14 protein-coding genes and 4 tRNA genes are annotated in these 17158 nt (G+C 49.5%); 17 read left to right on the plus strand and 1 reads right to left on the minus strand.

What is annotated here, in order from left to right; all coding sequences use genetic code 11:
• Positions 1–25: 25 nt before the first annotated feature.
• Positions 26–718: a PLP-dependent transferase gene (locus OXG87_22230; GenBank protein ID MCY3872275.1), complete on the plus strand. Its 693-nt coding sequence runs from the start codon at positions 26–28 to the stop codon at positions 716–718.
• A complete protein-coding gene (locus OXG87_22235; protein ID MCY3872276.1) occupies positions 705–1478 on the plus strand; it encodes a DUF4013 domain-containing protein in 774 nt (257 codons plus the stop codon). Before OXG87_22230 ends, OXG87_22235 begins: the two co-directional genes overlap by 14 nt.
• A gap of 71 nt (positions 1479–1549) precedes the next feature.
• Here the strand turns inward: OXG87_22235 and OXG87_22240 are convergent, their stop codons facing one another.
• Positions 1550–2464 (minus strand): sugar phosphate isomerase/epimerase, encoded by a 915-nt coding sequence (locus OXG87_22240; protein MCY3872277.1) that lies wholly within the window; start codon positions 2462–2464, stop codon positions 1550–1552.
• Positions 2465–2627: 163 nt separating this feature from the next.
• Between OXG87_22240 and OXG87_22245 the strand changes: the two genes are divergently transcribed.
• The 15 genes from OXG87_22245 (at position 2628) to fusA (ending at position 17142) form a co-directional block, all read left to right on the plus strand.
• Positions 2628–2713: transfer RNA gene (locus OXG87_22245), tRNA-Tyr, on the plus strand.
• A 218-nt stretch (positions 2714–2931) separates the two neighbouring features.
• Positions 2932–3008 (plus strand) — tRNA-Gly (locus tag OXG87_22250).
• A gap of 25 nt (positions 3009–3033) precedes the next feature.
• Positions 3034–3109 (plus strand) — tRNA-Thr (locus OXG87_22255).
• A 12-nt stretch (positions 3110–3121) separates the two neighbouring features.
• Positions 3122–3197 (plus strand) — tRNA-Trp (locus tag OXG87_22260).
• Between the two features lie 15 nt (positions 3198–3212).
• On the plus strand, positions 3213–3398 hold the full coding sequence (gene secE, locus OXG87_22265) for a preprotein translocase subunit SecE (protein MCY3872278.1): 186 nt from the start codon (positions 3213–3215) through the stop codon (positions 3396–3398).
• Positions 3399–3427: 29 nt separating this feature from the next.
• Positions 3428–3964 carry a transcription termination/antitermination protein NusG gene (nusG, locus tag OXG87_22270; GenBank protein MCY3872279.1) on the plus strand — a complete coding sequence of 179 codons (537 nt, stop codon included), beginning with the start codon at positions 3428–3430 and terminating at the stop codon, positions 3962–3964.
• Between the two features lie 12 nt (positions 3965–3976).
• On the plus strand, positions 3977–4402 hold the full coding sequence (gene rplK, locus OXG87_22275; protein ID MCY3872280.1) for a 50S ribosomal protein L11: 426 nt from the start codon (positions 3977–3979) through the stop codon (positions 4400–4402).
• Positions 4403–4414: 12 nt separating this feature from the next.
• Positions 4415–5116, plus strand: coding sequence for a 50S ribosomal protein L1 (gene rplA / locus OXG87_22280; protein MCY3872281.1), 702 nt, complete (start codon positions 4415–4417; stop codon positions 5114–5116).
• Positions 5117–5133: 17 nt separating this feature from the next.
• Positions 5134–5667, plus strand: coding sequence for a 50S ribosomal protein L10 (rplJ, locus tag OXG87_22285; protein MCY3872282.1), 534 nt, complete (start codon positions 5134–5136; stop codon positions 5665–5667).
• Between the two features lie 45 nt (positions 5668–5712).
• Positions 5713–6087 (plus strand): 50S ribosomal protein L7/L12, encoded by a 375-nt coding sequence (gene rplL / locus OXG87_22290; protein ID MCY3872283.1) that lies wholly within the window; start codon positions 5713–5715, stop codon positions 6085–6087.
• 73 nt (positions 6088–6160) lie between these two features.
• A complete protein-coding gene (gene rpoB, locus OXG87_22295) occupies positions 6161–9934 on the plus strand; it encodes a DNA-directed RNA polymerase subunit beta (protein ID MCY3872284.1) in 3774 nt (1257 codons plus the stop codon).
• A 30-nt stretch (positions 9935–9964) separates the two neighbouring features.
• Positions 9965–14056, plus strand: a complete 4092-nt coding sequence (rpoC, locus tag OXG87_22300; protein MCY3872285.1) for a DNA-directed RNA polymerase subunit beta' — start codon at positions 9965–9967, stop codon at positions 14054–14056.
• A gap of 55 nt (positions 14057–14111) precedes the next feature.
• Positions 14112–14483 (plus strand): 30S ribosomal protein S12, encoded by a 372-nt coding sequence (gene rpsL, locus OXG87_22305; protein MCY3872286.1) that lies wholly within the window; start codon positions 14112–14114, stop codon positions 14481–14483.
• 88 nt (positions 14484–14571) lie between these two features.
• Positions 14572–15039: a 30S ribosomal protein S7 gene (rpsG, locus tag OXG87_22310; GenBank protein ID MCY3872287.1), complete on the plus strand. Its 468-nt coding sequence runs from the start codon at positions 14572–14574 to the stop codon at positions 15037–15039.
• A gap of 9 nt (positions 15040–15048) precedes the next feature.
• The gene (gene fusA / locus OXG87_22315) at positions 15049–17142 is read left to right on the plus strand and encodes an elongation factor G (protein ID MCY3872288.1); all 2094 of its coding nucleotides are present in this window, start codon (positions 15049–15051) and stop codon (positions 17140–17142) included.
• Positions 17143–17158: the final 16 nt, after the last annotated feature.

The raw sequence follows: 17158 nt of genomic DNA on the forward strand, positions 1-17158 counted from the left end.
CTAGCCGCTAAATCCACATATCAATGTGATCGATCTGGAAAAGCTGGTAGATATTGGAAAAAGGCATCGGCTCAAGACGATTATTGACAGCACATTTGCCACACCCTTAAACCAGCGTCCGCTCGAATTTGGCGTCGATCTGGTCATTCATTCGGCGACCAAGTATTTGGGCGGACACAACGATTTGATGGCTGGTGCTGTACTGGGCAATGCGCCCCTTGTTGGTGCGATTCGCGACTATCGAGGTATTTTGGGAGGGGTGATCGATCCACATTGCGCTTATTTGCTGATCCGGGGGATCAAGACTTTTCCACTGCGGATGGGCAAGCAAAATGAAACGGCACTGATGTTGGCGCGGTTTTTGGAAAAGAACGATCGGGTAAAGCGCGTGTATTATCCCGGTTTGGAAAGCCACCCACACCACGATGTTGCCAAAGCGCAGATGCGTGGATTTGGTGGGCTGGTGAGTTTTGATTTAGATGCGGATGAAGCAGGTACGCTGGCTTTTATTGACCGCTTGAAAATCCCGTGTATCGGGGCCAGTCTGGGGGGTGTGGAAAGCCTCGTTTCGCATCCCGCATCTATTTCGTATTACGAGTTAGCTCGCGAAGACCGATTGGCAATTGGCATTGCTGATGAGTTGGTGCGCTATGCCGTAGGTATTGAAGACGCCGAGGATATTATTGCCGATCTCGGACGCGCACTTGACGCAGTCTGACATGTGGAAAGCTATGTTTGGCATTATTTTGGTTAATACCATTCGCACTCTGTTTCAGACGCCACGCTGGTGGCAAAAAATTATTCCGGGCGGCGCATTAAATTTGCTGCCCGTACTGGTGCTGGTGCTGATTCTTACCGAGCAAATTGGGGTTGAGGTGGGGGGCGTGTTGTTGGTTGTAACCTTTGGGTTATTGTTCATTACCTGGGGTTACTTATATCGGATTTTTGTCGATGCGCTCAATGGTACTGAATCATTTAACTTGCCTTCGTGGGGCAATTGGTGGGCTTATGGGGTAGCGGGCTTATGGTTGTTCCTCATTGTCCTGGGATACGGTGTCATTAGCGTTGCGGGTTTTTCAATGCTGATTTCGGTATTGGGTTTGATACCGCGTTCTGTAGAAGAGGCCGGGTCCCTGTCGTTGTTGTTCACACTCCTGGTTATCTTTTTTTATGTTTTTTTTCCCATTGTATTTACGCGATTTGCCGCCGAGGGGCGCGTGTGGATGGCATTTGAACCGGGACCTGTTTGGCGAGATTTGCGTCAGATTGTTCGGGCCGATTACATTCAGGCGTGTTTTGGTCTATTTGGGATATCTCTGCTCGGCAGTTTGATATTGGGACACTTGTCCTGGGTGGGTTTGATACTTGCTTCGATGTTTAATTTTTTTTTGTTGGCGGTGTTCACCCGGGTTTTGGGTCTGTTGATCCGCAGGGCATTAAAGTCTGGACCACCTGCACAAAGTGAATATTGGAATTGAGTATTTCGCGATTAAAAAAATAGCCGGACCTTCCCTTTTGGGAAAGACCGGCTATTGTAGTTTGTATGCGTTTAGACTTGCGCCCACGCCTCGTCGAGTACGCGTTTGGCATTGGCGATAATGATTTCCGAGGATTCTCCTTCCATTGGGCCGACCTCAAAGCTCAAGATGGGGCGCTTATCGGGGTCGAGATAACCGATGTTGAGCAGTTCGCGGAGAAATTCCACAACTTCGGGTACATCGTTTTCGCCATCTTCGCAGCCAAAGCGGGGATGGTTATCGCCATAGGCCGGGTGGTTGGGGTTGGACATTACGCAATTGCCAACGTGCATGTGGACGATGTGATCCCGGGCGATGTTGATGGCGTAAACCGTGCTTTCACCCTGAAGTGGGAAATGGCTCAAATCGAGCATCAGGCCAAAATGGGGATACTGGCGTCTGAGGCGGTTTGAGACTTCAACTGCAAGGGCGTTAGGGCCCACAATACAATTTTTGCCGTAAGGTACGCGATCAAAGGTCTCAAGTACAATATCCATATTCTTTTCGCCGGCATAGTCGCAGAGTTGGCTCAAAGAATCTATCAGCAGGTCGAGTCCTTCTTCGCGGCCTTTGGGCCCCGGGTCTGCACCTGAAAGCAGGGCACAGCCAGGAGCACCGAGTTCTTCGGCTTGGTCAATTCCCGCTTTGACAGCGTCAACAGCACTTTGACGGTGGGCGATATCAGGGGCATTGATGTTGAGTTGGTTGCCCAGCAGAATGGGTTGCGCACCAAAAGCCACATCCATGTGGGCAGCGGTGAGCAGGTCGCGTGCTTGTGCTCGCACTTGAGGATCTTTCATGTGGGTGACTTCAACGACCTGGAAGTAGGGATCAAGGGCGATTTTTTCCAGGGTTTCCAAAATGGGACCTTCGCCGCCAATGCAAGCTTTATAGGCCATAAAGTGAACAATACCAATACGCGCATAGTTTTGAATAGGGTCGGTCATTTTACTCCTTTCACGCCAGGCATCTGATAGAAGGTTAAATGCGGAAAATTGAACTCGGAAAATAGCAAAGGTAGGCCGATTTGTCAATCTGCAATTGGCGTTGAGCGATTTTGGTCTTGACTATCAAAATGTCTTCTGGTATTTTTTTCAGGCTATATAGACTGGGGGGTTACCAAAGCGGCCAACTGGGGCAGACTGTAAATCTGCTGGCTTATGCCTTCGGTGGTTCGAATCCGCCACCCCCCACCAAAAATTCCAATATTTCCTCCCCAAGACACAGCAGGCGAGCCAGGCCCGCATCACAAAACACTGATTTCCCATTTTTTGGATCTATCACAGGTTTGAGTTTATACAAAATTCTCTTGACCTGAGACTGTCTTTTTCATATCTTGTCAATTCTCGGAAACTTATTTTTTGGCAATACCGATCCCTTTTGTAGAAAAGGGTTGTTTTTTATACATAGCCGAGCGGGAATAGCTCAGTTGGCCAGAGCGTCAGCCTTCCAAGCTGAGGGTCGCGGGTTCGAGTCCCGTTTCCCGCTCCAGAACCTCAAGTGGGGATTTCCCAACGCCCATGTAGCTCAGACGGTAGAGCACTTCCTTGGTAAGGAAGAGGTCACCGGTTCAAGTCCGGTCGTGGGCTCCATTGTTTTTGGGTAGGTCAGTAGCTCAACTGGTAGAGCATCGGTCTCCAAAACCGACGGTTGCGGGTTCAAGTCCTGCCTGGCCTGCCATTTTTTTATTTTCTTATGTTTGGCAAAATCAGTCAATTTCTCGGCGAAGTGCGCGTTGAGATGGGAAAAGTCACCTGGCCTACTCGTGACGAACTCAAGTCATCGACTACAATTGTACTTATATTGTCACTTGCACTGGCCGGATTCATTTATATTGTGGATACTTTCTTGGCGAGTATTATGGAGTTTATCCTGATTTAAGGGATTTTTTGTTAGGGAGTCTTTGGCCGATGAAATGGTACGTTGTCCACACCTATTCTGGGCACGAGAACAAGGTCAAGAACTATATTGAGGCCGCCAAAGAAAACATCGATGTTGGCGACAAAATTGGTCGGGTGATCGTGCCAACAGAGGAAGTCGTCGAGATGAAGGATGGACGGAAAACGACTTCCCTCAAGAAATTTTTACCCAGTTATCTTTTGGTTGAACTGGATATGGATAAAGAGTCCCTGTATTTTGTTACCAGTGTGCCGGGTGTGACGAGCTTTGTCGGCCCTGGTCGAAGACCACAACCTCTGCGCGAAGAAGAAGTGAATCGCATTTTGGGGCAAATTGAGCGTCGTCCAGTTGAGGAAACCTCTGATGTGCCCTATCAAGTGGGCGACCGGGTCAAGGTGATTGATGGTCCTTTCAGCGATTTTATTGGTCTGGTTGACGACATCAATCCAGAAAAGAGCAAGATCAAAGTGATGGTTAGCATCTTTGGGCGCAACACACCCGTGGAATTAGATGTTTTACAGGTTGAAGAAGCAGTCGAATCGCGATAACGAAAGGCACCAATGGCCAGAAAAATTCTCACGACGATCAAGTTACAAATTCCCGCTGGACAGGCGACGCCCACACCACCGGTTGGTCCAGCTTTGGGGCAGCACGGTGTCAATATTATGGAGTTTTGCAAAGCTTTTAATGCACAAACTCAAGATAAACAGGGTTTGATAATTCCCGCAATTATTACTGTTTATGCCGATAGGAGCTTTTCTTTTGAGTTGAAGAGTCCGCCTGCAGCCGTGTTGCTCAAGAGGGCAGCGGGGATTGCCAAAGGGTCGCCGGAATCCAATCGCGATAAAGTGGGGTCCGTAACCGATGCTCAACTCCAGGAAATTGCAGAAATGAAAGTTCAAGACCTCAACGCGGGTAGCATCGAGGCTGCCAAGCGCATGATTGCGGGAACGGCTCGCAGTATGGGCCTGACCGTCAATAATTGATCGGAGGTATGTATGGCACGAGGGCAATCCAAACGCTATAAACAAGCGGCCGCGCTTTTTGACCGCCAAACGCATTACAATCTGGCAGAAGCAGTTGATATATTAAAAAAAATGCCCACTCGGAAATTTGACGAAACAGTTGAGCTCACGTTTCGGCTGGGTGTTGATCCGCGGCAATCCGACCAACTCGTTCGCGGTACAGTCGCCTTGCCACACGGGCTTGGTAAATCCGTGCGCGTTGCAGTTTTTGCCAGGGGCGAGCCTGCTGCTGCCGCCGAAGCGGCGGGTGCAGATTTTGTAGGTGCCGAAGACCTGGTGGAGAAGATCAATGGTGGCTGGACAGATTTCGATGTGGCTATTGCCACGCCCGACATGATGGGACAGGTCGGGCGATTGGGACGCATTCTTGGCCCTCGAGGTCTGATGCCCAATCCCAAGAGTGGCACGGTGACGCCCGATGCGGCTCGTGCTGTGCAGGAAGCCAAAGCAGGGCGTGTAGAATATCGAGTCGATAGAACGGCCAATGTGCATACGCCTGTGGGCAAAGCGTCTTTTGATGCACAGCGTCTTCGGGAGAATGCCCAGGCGTTGATCGATGCAATTGTCAGAGCGCGTCCATCTGCTACAAAAGGACAATACATGCGTTCGGTCACATTATCTACTACAATGGGACCGGGAATACGCCTGGACCGCACGGCACTGGCGGCCAATTGAACAAGGAAGGTACAGAAATGCCAACTGCTGAAAAAGAGGCTACTGTCGCAGAGTTGACAGATATCTTAAAACGAGCCAAGGGGTTGTATTTAACTGATTTTACGGGGTTAGACGTTCCTTCATTTACCCTGTTGCGCAAGCAACTCCGCGAGGAGTCTGTTTCTTATCTCGTAATAAAAAATCGATTGGCTAAACTGGCGGTTAAACAAGCAGGAGTTGAAGGGCTCGACGATGTGTTCCGCGGTCCCACGGGGCTTGTTTGCGCCGATGAAGATCCCGTAGCACCGGCTCGCGTATTGACCAAATTTGCTGAAGAGACCGATGGCAAGCCCGCGATTAAAGCCGGGTATATTGACGGCGAGGTCTTTGTCGCAGACCAGATTGAGCGACTGGCCGAAATACCTTCGCGCGATGTTCTGCTGGGCCAGATGGTATCTGCAGTACAAAGCCCGATAAGCGGCCTTGCCCTTACGCTGAATGGCATTTTGCAAAAACTCGTTGGTACACTTCAAGCTGTTGCAGAAAAAAGACAGGAAGAAGGCGGCGAATAGGCCGCTTATCACACACTCAATTCATTGTTGGACGGAGGCATATTCATGGCTGTTGAATCTATCATTAGCGAAATTGAAAAACTCTCAGTACTCGAGTTGGCTGAATTGGTCAAAGCACTTGAGGAAAAGTTTGGTGTGACTGCACAGGCAGCTGTTGTTGCAGCACCCGGCGGCGGTGGTGGTGATGATGCTCCCGCTGTTGAAGAGCAGACGGAATTCGATGTGATTTTGTCGTCTTCTGGAGATAAAAAAATCCAGGTGATCAAGGTTGTTCGCGGTATTACTTCGTTGGGGCTTAGAGAAGCCAAAGCTCTGGTTGATGGGGCTCCCAATACCGTTAAAGAAGGCATAGAAAAAGAAGAAGCCGAACAGATCAAGGCAGAACTGGAAGAAGCTGGTGCGGTGGTGGAACTCAAGTAGGGTTATTGTAAGTTTGTGCAGCAATACAAATCCGTAACTGACCGTTAGCCTTCCAGCACAGGAGCGTGAGCCCTTGGCAGATAGAGGATTTATTGATCGGAAATCGTACGGAACTCTCACGTCTGCAATCGAAATGCCGAATCTGCTGGACATCCAGCTCGATTCTTATGACTGGTTTTTACAGAAGGATATGCCGCCTGGAGCACGCGAGAAACAGGGTCTCCAGGCGGTCTTCCACGGTATCTTCCCGATCACAGACGCCCACAATCTCTATTCTTTAGAGTTTGTCGATTATTCCGTTGGAACTCCCAAATACGATGTGCAAGAATGTCTCGAACGCGGTACGACTTATGCCGTGCCTCTGCGTTCAACGCTTCGTCTGATTTCTCGAGAAAAGCAGGGAAATGGCGAATTTCGCGTTAAAGACATCGTTGAGCAGACGGTGTTCTTAGGCGAATTGCCGTTGATGACCGATGAAGGTACATTTGTCATCAACGGTTCAGAACGCGTGATCGTGAGCCAATTACACAGGTCTCCTGGCGTATTTTTTGACGATGCTATTCATCCAAATGGCAAGCGTTTATTTTCCGCCAGAATCATTCCCGATAACGGTGCATGGCTCGAATTTAGTCTCGATATCAACGATATTATGTACGTTCATATTGACCGCAAGCGCAAATTGCCGGTCACGACTTTGTTGAGGGCGTTGGGATTTGACAAGTCCGAGGAAATTTTGGGCATTTTTCACGGTGATACCACCGTCAAAGTTTCTGAAGAACTCGTCGATCACATTGTTACCGAAGATGTGGTAAACAAAAAGACGGGAGAGGTAATTGTCGAAGCATATACCACGTTGACAGAAGAGCATATCGCAGCGCTTCGGGAAAATCAGATCGGTAAAATTACCGCGATGGATATCGATCCCGAAAACGATGGCGGGATTATTACCAATACGCTGGACAAAGATCCGTGCGACAATGAGGAAGAAGCACTCTCGCGGATCTATAGCCTGCTACGCCCTGGCGATCCACCCAATATTGAAACTGCGCGCGGATTGCTCGAGCGAAATTTTTTCAGTCCCAGGCGTTATAATCTGGGAACTGTCGGGCGCTATCGTATTAACCAGCGTCTGGATATGGTCGATAATATTCCACTTGACTTCACCATGCTGTGTATTGATGACTTTATTAAAGTCATTGGCTATCTACTTATCCTGGCTATGGGGGAGGGATTTACCGATGATATCGATCATTTGGGCAACCGGCGGGTGCGCTCCGTTGGCGAGTTGCTTTCCAAGCAATTTAGTATTGGTTTGGCACGCATGGCGCGCACGATTAGGGAGCGCATGAGTTTGCGCGATTCCGAGCAACTTACTCCCCATGATCTGGTCAACGCACGGACTGTATCTACTGTGGTTCAGGCCTTTTTTGGCAGTAGCCAATTGTCGCAGTTTTTGCAGCAAATCAATCCGCTTGACGAATTGACCCACAAACGCCGTTTGTCGGCATTAGGACCGGGGGGATTAACGCGCGACCGGGCGGGATTTGAGGTGCGCGATGTGCATCACACACACTATGGCCGCATTTGTCCCATCGAAACGCCCGAAGGCCCAAATATCGGCCTGATTGTGTCTGTGGCAACTTATGCCAAAGTCAATCCCTTTGGGTTTCTCGAGACGCCCTATCGAAAGGTCAAAAGTGGCAAAGTTTCACAGGATATTGCATATTTGCCCGCCGATGAAGAAGATCGCCATACCATTGCACAGGCCAATCTGGCGCTTGATGACAAGGGTGAATTTGAAAATAATGTCGTGCAAGCGAGGCGGCGAGGCGATTTTCCCGTGGTCGATCCCGATGCGATTGACTATATGGATGTTTCGCCCTTCCAGCTTGTAAGTGCCGCTGCCGGACTCATTCCTTTTCTCGAGCACGATGAGGCCAACCGCGCGTTAATGGGTTCCAATATGCAGCGGCAAGGTGTGCCTCTTTTAATCACGGATGCCCCGCGCGTTGGAACGGGTCTCGAGCGCAAAGTTGCCGTTGATTCAAAAGCTGTGATCATTGCGAAAAACGCCGGTGTTGTGACGTATGTCAGTGCCGACAAAATTGTCGTTAAGCGCAGAAAGGGACGCAGCATTGAAACCATTTCGCTGTCTGATGAAGATATTTACGATCTGACCAAATTCAAGCGATCCAATCAAGATTTTTGTATCAACCAGCGTCCAGCCGTACAGGTTGGTGATAAAGTTGAAAAAGGTCAGTTATTGGCTGATGGTTGTGCCACAGATAGAGGGGACCTCGCGCTGGGTGCCAATGTGCTTGTGGCGTTTATGTCGTGGCATGGGTATAACTTCGAAGATGCCATTATTGTTTCTGAGCGGCTCATTAAAAAGGATATTTTTACTTCGATTAGCATTGAAGAATTTGAGCTTCAGGTGCGCGATACCAAACGCGGTACAGAAGAAATCACGCGTGAAATTCCCAACGTGAGTGAGCAGGCTGTTCGCAATCTGGATGAGCACGGCATCATTCGCGTGGGGGCAGAGGTCAATCAGGGGGATATTCTCGTTGGGAAGGTGACCCCGAAGGGTGAAACTGAATTATCGCCCGAAGAGCGTTTGTTGCGCGCGATTTTTGGCGAAAAGGCCGGCGATGTGCGCGATGCATCGCTCAAAGCTCCTCCGGGAATGGATGGCGTGGTCATGGATCGCAAAGTTTTTTCTCGCAAAGAGCGCGATGAAAAGACGCGAAATGAAGATAAAGAAAAGACCAGGATTGCCCAAAAACGCATTGCCGACAAGGTTGAGTCATTAAAACGAAGCCGCGATCAGCAGGTTTTAGCTCTTCTCAAAAACCGCAGAGTCAATACCCTGCGCGATGAAGAGGGTACGGTCGTTGTAAAGGCTGGCACGGCGTTGAATGAAAGATCGCTGGAAAAATTTGACCTGGACACAGTGATACCCGATGGAGATTGGTGTGATAGCCCAGCGACAAGTCAAAAGGTGGATCGATTAGTTGAACTGGCCGACCACTTGATGCAGCAGGCGGAAGAAGAGCTCGAGCGGGAGCTTGAAAAAATCGCGCGCGGAGATGAACTTCCGCCGGGCATCGTGCAACTGGTGAAGGTGTATGTCGCTCGCAAAAGAAAGTTGATGGTAGGGGATAAAATGGCCGGTAGGCACGGCAATAAGGGTGTAATTTCGATTATTGTGCCCGAAGAAGATATGCCCTATTTGCCCGATGGTACGCCCATTGATCTGGTTTTGAATCCGCTCGGTGTACCATCTCGCATGAATCTCGGCCAAATCCTCGAAACCCATTTGGGTTGGGCAGCCCACAAACTGGATCTTCATTTTGCAACCCCTGTGTTTGATGGCGCGAGTATGGACGATGTCCAGGATATGTTGCAAAAAGCTGGTTTGCCCGAAAATGGAAAAACGCTCCTTTACGATGGACAGACAGGGGAACCGTTTGATAAAGAAGTGATGGTCGGCATCATTTATATGTTGAAACTGTCGCATCTGGTCAGCGATAAGATTCACGCGCGTTCAATTGGTCCCTATTCACTGGTCACGCAGCAGCCTTTGGGAGGCAAAGCCCAGTTTGGAGGACAGCGCTTTGGAGAAATGGAAGTTTGGGCGCTCGAAGCTTATGGTGCTGCACACATGTTACAGGAAATGCTCACTGTCAAATCCGACGATGTGGCAGGCAGATCCAAAATTTACGAGACCATTGTAAAGGGAGAAAATCCACCCGAACCCGGCGTGCCGGAATCATTTAATGTTCTGGTCAAAGAATTGCAAAGCCTGTGTTTGGATGTGGTACTTGAAAACGCGCAGATTGACTGACGACATAAGATTTGAAAAGGGGGTTCTCTCGTGGCCGATACCAATTTTGCCAATCAACCCTTAGATTTTAATTCTATTCGCATTCAACTGGCTTCGCCGGATACCATCCGAGGATGGTCGCGCGGCGAGGTTACCAAACCCGAAACGATCAATTACCGGTCTTTTAAGCCCGAGCGCGACGGATTATTTTGCGAATGCATTTTTGGGCCTGTCAAAGACTGGGAGTGCCATTGCGGTAAATACAAGCGCATCCGATATCGGGGTGTGGTGTGTGATCGGTGTGGGGTAGAAGTGACCCAATCAAAGGTCAGACGGGAGCGGCTGGGACACATCGAATTGGCGGTTCCGGTGACTCATATCTGGTTTTTTAAGTCTCTCCCATCCCGCATGGGATATTTGCTCAATCTTTCCGTTCGCAATCTCGAGCGGATCATTTACTACGAATCGTATGTGGTGCTCGATCCCGGCGATGCGCCCGATCTCAAATCCAAGGATTTGCTCACTGAAGATGAGGTGATTGATCTCGAAGATGAAGGGTATTCATTTGAGGTCGATATGGGGGCTGGCGCGATCAAAAAACTGCTGTCTGCGATCGATATTGAGGATTTGTCTGCTGAACTGCGAACGCAAGCTCGTTTCGAAACTTCGGTGCAACGCAAACAGGAGGCACTCAAACGCCTCAAGGTCGTCGAGGCGTTCCGTCAATCGGATAATCAGCCCGATTGGATGATTCTCGATGTGATTCCCGTCATTCCGCCCGACTTGCGTCCTCTTGTTCCCTTAGAGGGGGGACGGTTTGCAACTTCGGATCTCAATGATTTGTATCGCCGCGTGATCAATAGAAATAATCGGCTAAAAAAACTGATTGAGATCAAAGCACCCGAAGTCATTTTACGCAATGAAAAACGCATGCTTCAAGAGGCTGTAGATGCTCTGTTTGACAATGGCCGTCGATCTCGCGCTGTTCGCGGTGATGGCAATCGATCCCTCAAGTCGCTTTCCGATCTACTCAAGGGTAAACAGGGCCGATTCCGCCAGAATCTTTTGGGTAAACGCGTCGATTACTCGGGTCGTTCTGTGATTGTGGTCGATCCTCATTTGAGGCTTTATCAGTGCGGGCTACCCAAACATATGGCTCTGGAATTATTCAAGCCATTTATCATTCGACGGCTTGAAGAAAAGGGCCTCGTTCAAACCGTTAAAAGTGCGAAGAAATTAGTTGAACGCGAGCGCGTTGAAGTATGGGATATCCTCGAAGAAATTATCCAGGATCACTGCGTTTTGCTCAATCGCGCCCCAACATTGCACCGCCTGGGTATTCAGGCGTTTTTACCCGTGCTCGTAGAAGGCAAAGCCATTCGCATTCATCCGCTGGTCTGTGCGGCATTTAATGCCGATTTCGACGGCGACCAGATGGCCGTGCACCTGCCGCTTTCTTTCGAGGCCCAGATTGAAGCGCGGGTATTGATGCTGTCGTCAAACAATTTGCTCAAGCCAGCCGATGGATCGCCTGTTGTGGTCGATAAACCTCAGGAAATAGCTTTGGGCCTTTATTATCTGACAAAAATTGTTCACGGCAAGGAAGAGAATCTCAAAACCTTTAGCAGTACCAATGAAGCTCGTATGGCGTATGATTTTGAACGCATTGACCTGCATGAAGCCGTGCGCGTTCGCATAGATGGTGAGCTTTTGACAACCACGGTTGGGCGCGTCATTTTTAATGAAATTATGCCCGAAACCATGCCCTTTATCAATGAATTGATCGATGACAAAGGCATCCGCAAAGTTTCTTCTGAAGTCCACAGTCGGTATGGCAATCGCATTACGACGGATTTTCTCGACGGATTGAAGCAGTTGGGATACGATTATGCGACGCAGTCGGGTATTTCGATTGCGGTGAGCGATGTGGTCGTGCCTCCCGAAAAGGAAGAGTTGATTACCGATGCTATGGACGAAGTCGAAAAAATTATCGAACAACACGCGATCGGAGCTATTACTGAGGGCGAACGCTACAACAAAGTGATTGATGTGTGGCAGCATACGACCAATCACATTGCTCAGGCCATGATCGGTGCATTTGAAAAAGCTGAAGATGGCTTCAATTCGATCTGGATTATGAAGGATTCGGGCGCGCGAGGCAACGACGACCAGATCAAGCAACTCGGTGGTATGCGAGGGCTGATGAATAAACCGCAAAAGAAATTGACGGGAGCGATTGGCGAAATTATTGAAACACCTATTATTTCGTCACTCAAAGAAGGTCTGACCGTACTCGAGTATTTTATTTCGACGCATGGCAGTCGCAAAGGGCTGGCCGATACAGCCTTGAAGACCGCTGAAGCGGGCTACTTGACGCGTCGCATGGTGGATGTATCGCAAGATGTGGTTATTTCTGAATCTGATTGCGGAACGATATTGGGCATTGAAATGGAAGCCCTGAAGGAAGGCGAAGAAGTTGTTGAATCGCTGTCTGACCGCATTGTAGGACGCACGGTGCTGGAAGATGTCGAAGACCCCATTACGGGTGACCGCATTGTTGACGCAGGCGTTTTGTTAAATGAAGAATTGGCCGACAAAATTGCCGATGCAGGTATTGAGCGCGTCTTTGTGCGGTCCGTATTGACGTGTGAAACTCGACGCGGGGTCTGTATGGCCTGTTATGGTCGCAACCCCGCCACCGGGCTACCCGTTGATATTGGAGAGGCCGTGGGTGTTATCGCTGCGCAGAGCGTGGGCGAACCCGGGACACAATTGACATTGCGCACCTTTCATATTGGGGGTACTTCCAGTCGCATTGCCGAGCAGGCCGAAATTGGTGCAAAGCGTGCGGGAAAAGTCATCTTCAAGCATCTCGAATTTGTGCAGCGCGATGCAGATTCGTGGGTTGTGGTTGGTCGGAATGGAGAGATCGAAGTGCAAGATGATCAGGGCCGTGTAAGGGGCGGGCACTACCATGTGCCGCATGGAGCTGTGTTGCGAGTGGCGGAAGGACAAGATGTGGCAGAGGATCAGGCACTCTACGAATGGGATCCTTATAACAATGTGATCGTATCGCCCAAAGCCGGTAGGGTTCAGTTTGGGGACCTCGTAGAAGGGGTGACATATCGCGAAGAGATCGATGAAACCACCAGCATTGCCGGACTGGTCGTGATTGAGCACCGAGACCGCACCTTATCTCCGCACATTAAGGTTGTTGGCGAAGATGGCGAAGAGTTGGGTCATTATATCATTCCCCTGGGAGCGCGACTGGTGGTGCACGATGGCGACCAGGTAGCAGATGGCGATACGCTGGCTAAAATTTCGCGTGAACGCAGCAAAACACGAGATATTACAGGTGGTTTGCCGCGTGTAGCTGAGCTTTTTGAGGCGCGTCGCCCCAAAGAGGCTTCAGTGGTTACCGAAATCAACGGCTCGGTGCGCTTTGGTCGCATGGTGAGAGGCTCTCGAGTTGTCCTGGTTACGGCTGATGAGGGCGAAGAAAAAAAATACACCATTCCCTACGGACGACATCTGCGCGTACAAGAAGGTGATCGCGTAACTGCGGGTGATCGCCTGTCAGAAGGTTCGGTAAATCCACACGATATTCTGGCTATTTTGGGAGATCGAAAAGTTCAGGAGTATCTCGTCGATGAAATTCAGCAGGTTTATCGGCTCCAGGGTGTGAAAATCAATGATAAGCATATTGAAACCATCGTCCGACAGATGTTGCAGAAAGTGCAGGTAACAGATCCTGGAGATACCAATTTTCTCGAAGATGAACTCGTTGACCGATTCCGCTTCCTCGATGAAAATGAGAAGGTTATTGCCGAAGGGGGCGATCCCGCAACATTTAATCCCGTCTTGTTGGGGATTACCCGGGCCTCTCTTTTGACCGAGAGTTTCATTTCTGCAGCTTCTTTCCAGGAAACTACCCGGGTACTTACCGAAGCAGCAGTACAGGGCAAGGTTGACACGCTGTTGGGATTAAAGGAAAATGTGATTATCGGACACCTCATTCCCGCCGGTACAGGTGCTTTGAAATACCGCGATTTGGATACAGATGTGGTGGAAGAATCGCAGGTTTTTGAAGCCCTCGCAGAAGAGAACACGGAAAGCATTGGGTTACCTCCAATTAATGCTTGACAGCTATTAATACACCTGGTATATTACAAGTCTCCCATAATTAAGGAGGTTGAGTTTGCCCACAATTAATCAACTGGTTCGGAAGGGGCGAAAAGCCAAGCGCAAGCGTTCTTCTGCACCTGCTCTGAGAGCCTGTCCTCAAAAACGCGGTGTTTGTACACGTGTTTATACTACAACACCCAAAAAGCCCAATTCAGCTCTGCGCAAAGTCGCGCGTGTCAGGTTGACCAACGGCCTTGAAGTAACAGCTTATATTCCGGGTGAAGGGCACAATCTCATGGAGCACTCTGTGGTACTCATCCGGGGCGGTCGCGTCAAGGATCTGCCTTCGGTTCGGTATCACATTCTTCGGGGCGTACTCGACACGACTGGCGTGGAAGACCGCAAGCAGGGTCGTTCCAAATACGGCACTAAGAAAGCGGGTTAATCTCAAGCGCTTATTATTCGATAAAACATGGGGGATACCACCTTGGTGGCGTATCCCCTTTATTTTAAAAAGAAGGTAGATTACCAATATGCGAAAGCGGCGAGCGGAAAAACGACACTTGGCCCCAGATCCCAAATACAGCAGCCTGTTGGTGACGCGTTTTGTCAACTGCTTGTTTCGCAAAGGCAAGAAGAGTGTGGGGGAACGAATTTTTTACGAGGCACTTGATCTGGTTGAAGAGCGCAGTGGGAATTCCGGCTTAGAAATTTTTGAAAAAGCACTTGACAATGTCAAACCGGTTGTCAAGGTGAGATCGCGCCGCGTCGGTGGTGCGACTTACCAGGTGCCCGAAGAAGTCCGTCCCGATGAACGTCTTGCGCTGTCTATTCGCTGGTTGATTTTATTTGCCAGAGAACGAGGCGAAAAGACGATGGCTCAGCGTTTGGCCGGTGAATTTATGGATGCATCAAATGGGCAAGGGCGTGCAATGCAGCGACGAGAAGAAACGCATCGCATGGCAGAAGCTAACCGCGCATTTGCGCATTATCGCTGGTAAGTGACTAAGATGGCGAGAAAATACGACTTAGAGCGCACCCGAAATATCGGGATTATGGCGCATATCGACGCAGGTAAAACCACGACAACCGAGCGCATTCTCTATTATACGGGTATTTTGCGCAGGATGGGTGAGGTGCACGATGGTGCAGCCACGATGGACTGGATGGCGCAAGAGCGCGAGCGTGGCATTACCATTACGTCGGCAGCTACAACGTGTTTTTGGGATGACTATCGCATCAATATTATCGATACGCCAGGACACGTGGATTTTACCGCTGAAGTCGAGCGGTCGTTGCGCGTTTTAGATGGTGCTGTAGGGCTATTTTGTGCAGTTGGTGGTGTTGAACCCCAAACTGAAACTGTCTGGCGTCAGGCGGACAAATATTCAGTGCCCCGGATTGCATTTGTCAACAAAATGGATCGCACGGGTGCCGATTTCGACCGCGTAGTAGAGATGATGCGTGAAAGGTTGGCGTCCAATTTTGTTCCCGTTCAGTTGCCTGTTGGGTCCGGTGAGATGTTTACGGGGTTGATTGACTTGATCAAGATGAAACTCGTAACCTACGAAGACGATTCTTTAGGCACCATGTTTACGGAAGATAGTATTCCAAAGGATCTGGAAGAACGCGCCTATGAAGGCCGTGAGCAATTGTTGGAAGCTGTCTCCGATTTTGATGACACCTTGATGGAAAAATTTCTCGAAGGCGAAGATATCAGCGAAGATGAGATTAGATCTGCTTTGCGCCAGGCTGTAATCAACAGCGCTGCTGTGCCAGTACTTTGTGGGTCGGCATTTAAGAACAAAGGCGTGCAGCGGTTGTTAGACGCCATTGTCGCATATTTGCCTTCGCCCCGCGATGTGCCTGAAATTGTGGGACACGATCTCAAAAATTTCGACATTGGCGTTTCTCGTCCAGTTTCCGACGAAGTGCCTTTTGCTGCTTTGGCGTTTAAGGTTATGACAGATCCTTATGTCGGGAGGTTGACTTATTTCCGCGTATATTCAGGTCAGTTAAATACAGGCTCTTATGTTCTCAACGCCAACAAGGGCAAACGCGAGCGCATCGGTCGTGTGTTGCAAATGCACGCGAATAAGCGGGAAGAGATCAATGCGGTGTCCGCAGGTGATATTGCTGCTGTTGTTGGGCTGAAAGACACAGCAACAGGAGAGACGCTTTGCGATGAAAAAGAGCCTGTGATATTGGAATCAATGGATTTTGCCAAGCCCGTGATTTCTGTGGCAATTGAACCGAGAACCAAAGCTGATCAGGATCAACTCGGTGTCGCGCTGAACAAGTTGACTGAAGAAGATCCGACTTTTCACGTAGCTATTGATCCAGACACTGGGCAGACCATTATTTCAGGGATGGGTGAGTTGCACCTGGAGATTATTGTGGATCGCCTCAAACGCGAATTCAGGGTTGAGGCCAATGTTGGGAAACCACAGGTCACTTACAAAGAAGCCATCCGCAACGCTGTTCAAAATATTCACGGGCGCTTTGTCCGCCAAAGTGGAGGTCGGGGTCAATACGGTCATGTGGTTATTAACCTGGAACCCAGTGCGCCCGGTACAGGACTTGTTTTTGAGAACAAAATTACAGGTGGTGCAATTCCGTCTGAATATATCCCTGCTGTGCGGGCTGGAATTCAGGAGGCAATGACGGGTGGCGTCCTGGCGGGGTATCCAATAGATGATGTTAAAGTCGAGCTATTTGACGGGTCCTATCACGATGTCGATTCTTCTGAAATAGCCTTCAAGATTGCTGGTTCAATAGCTTTTCAAGAGGCTGCCAAAAAGGCTAAAACTTATCTTATGGAGCCTGTTTTTGATGTGGAAGTCGTTGTGCCCGAAGACTATATGGGCGATGTTATGGGTGACTTGAATGCGCGTCGAGGGCATATTGTTGGCATTGTCAACCGCCCCGATGCACAGGTCATCTCGGCCACTGTGCCGCTGAGTGAAATGTTTGGTTATGCAACAAAGTTGCGGTCTATCACACAGGGCCGCGCGATTTATTCAATGGAATTTTCTAAATTTGAGGAAATGCCGCAGAGCATCGCTGAAGACATTCTCTCTTCAGTCAATGTATTTGCAACTTAAGCGAACGCGTTTTTTT

The organism is Gemmatimonadota bacterium (assembly GCA_026706845.1).
Taxonomy (GTDB): Bacteria; Latescibacterota; UBA2968; order UBA2968; family UBA2968; genus VXRD01.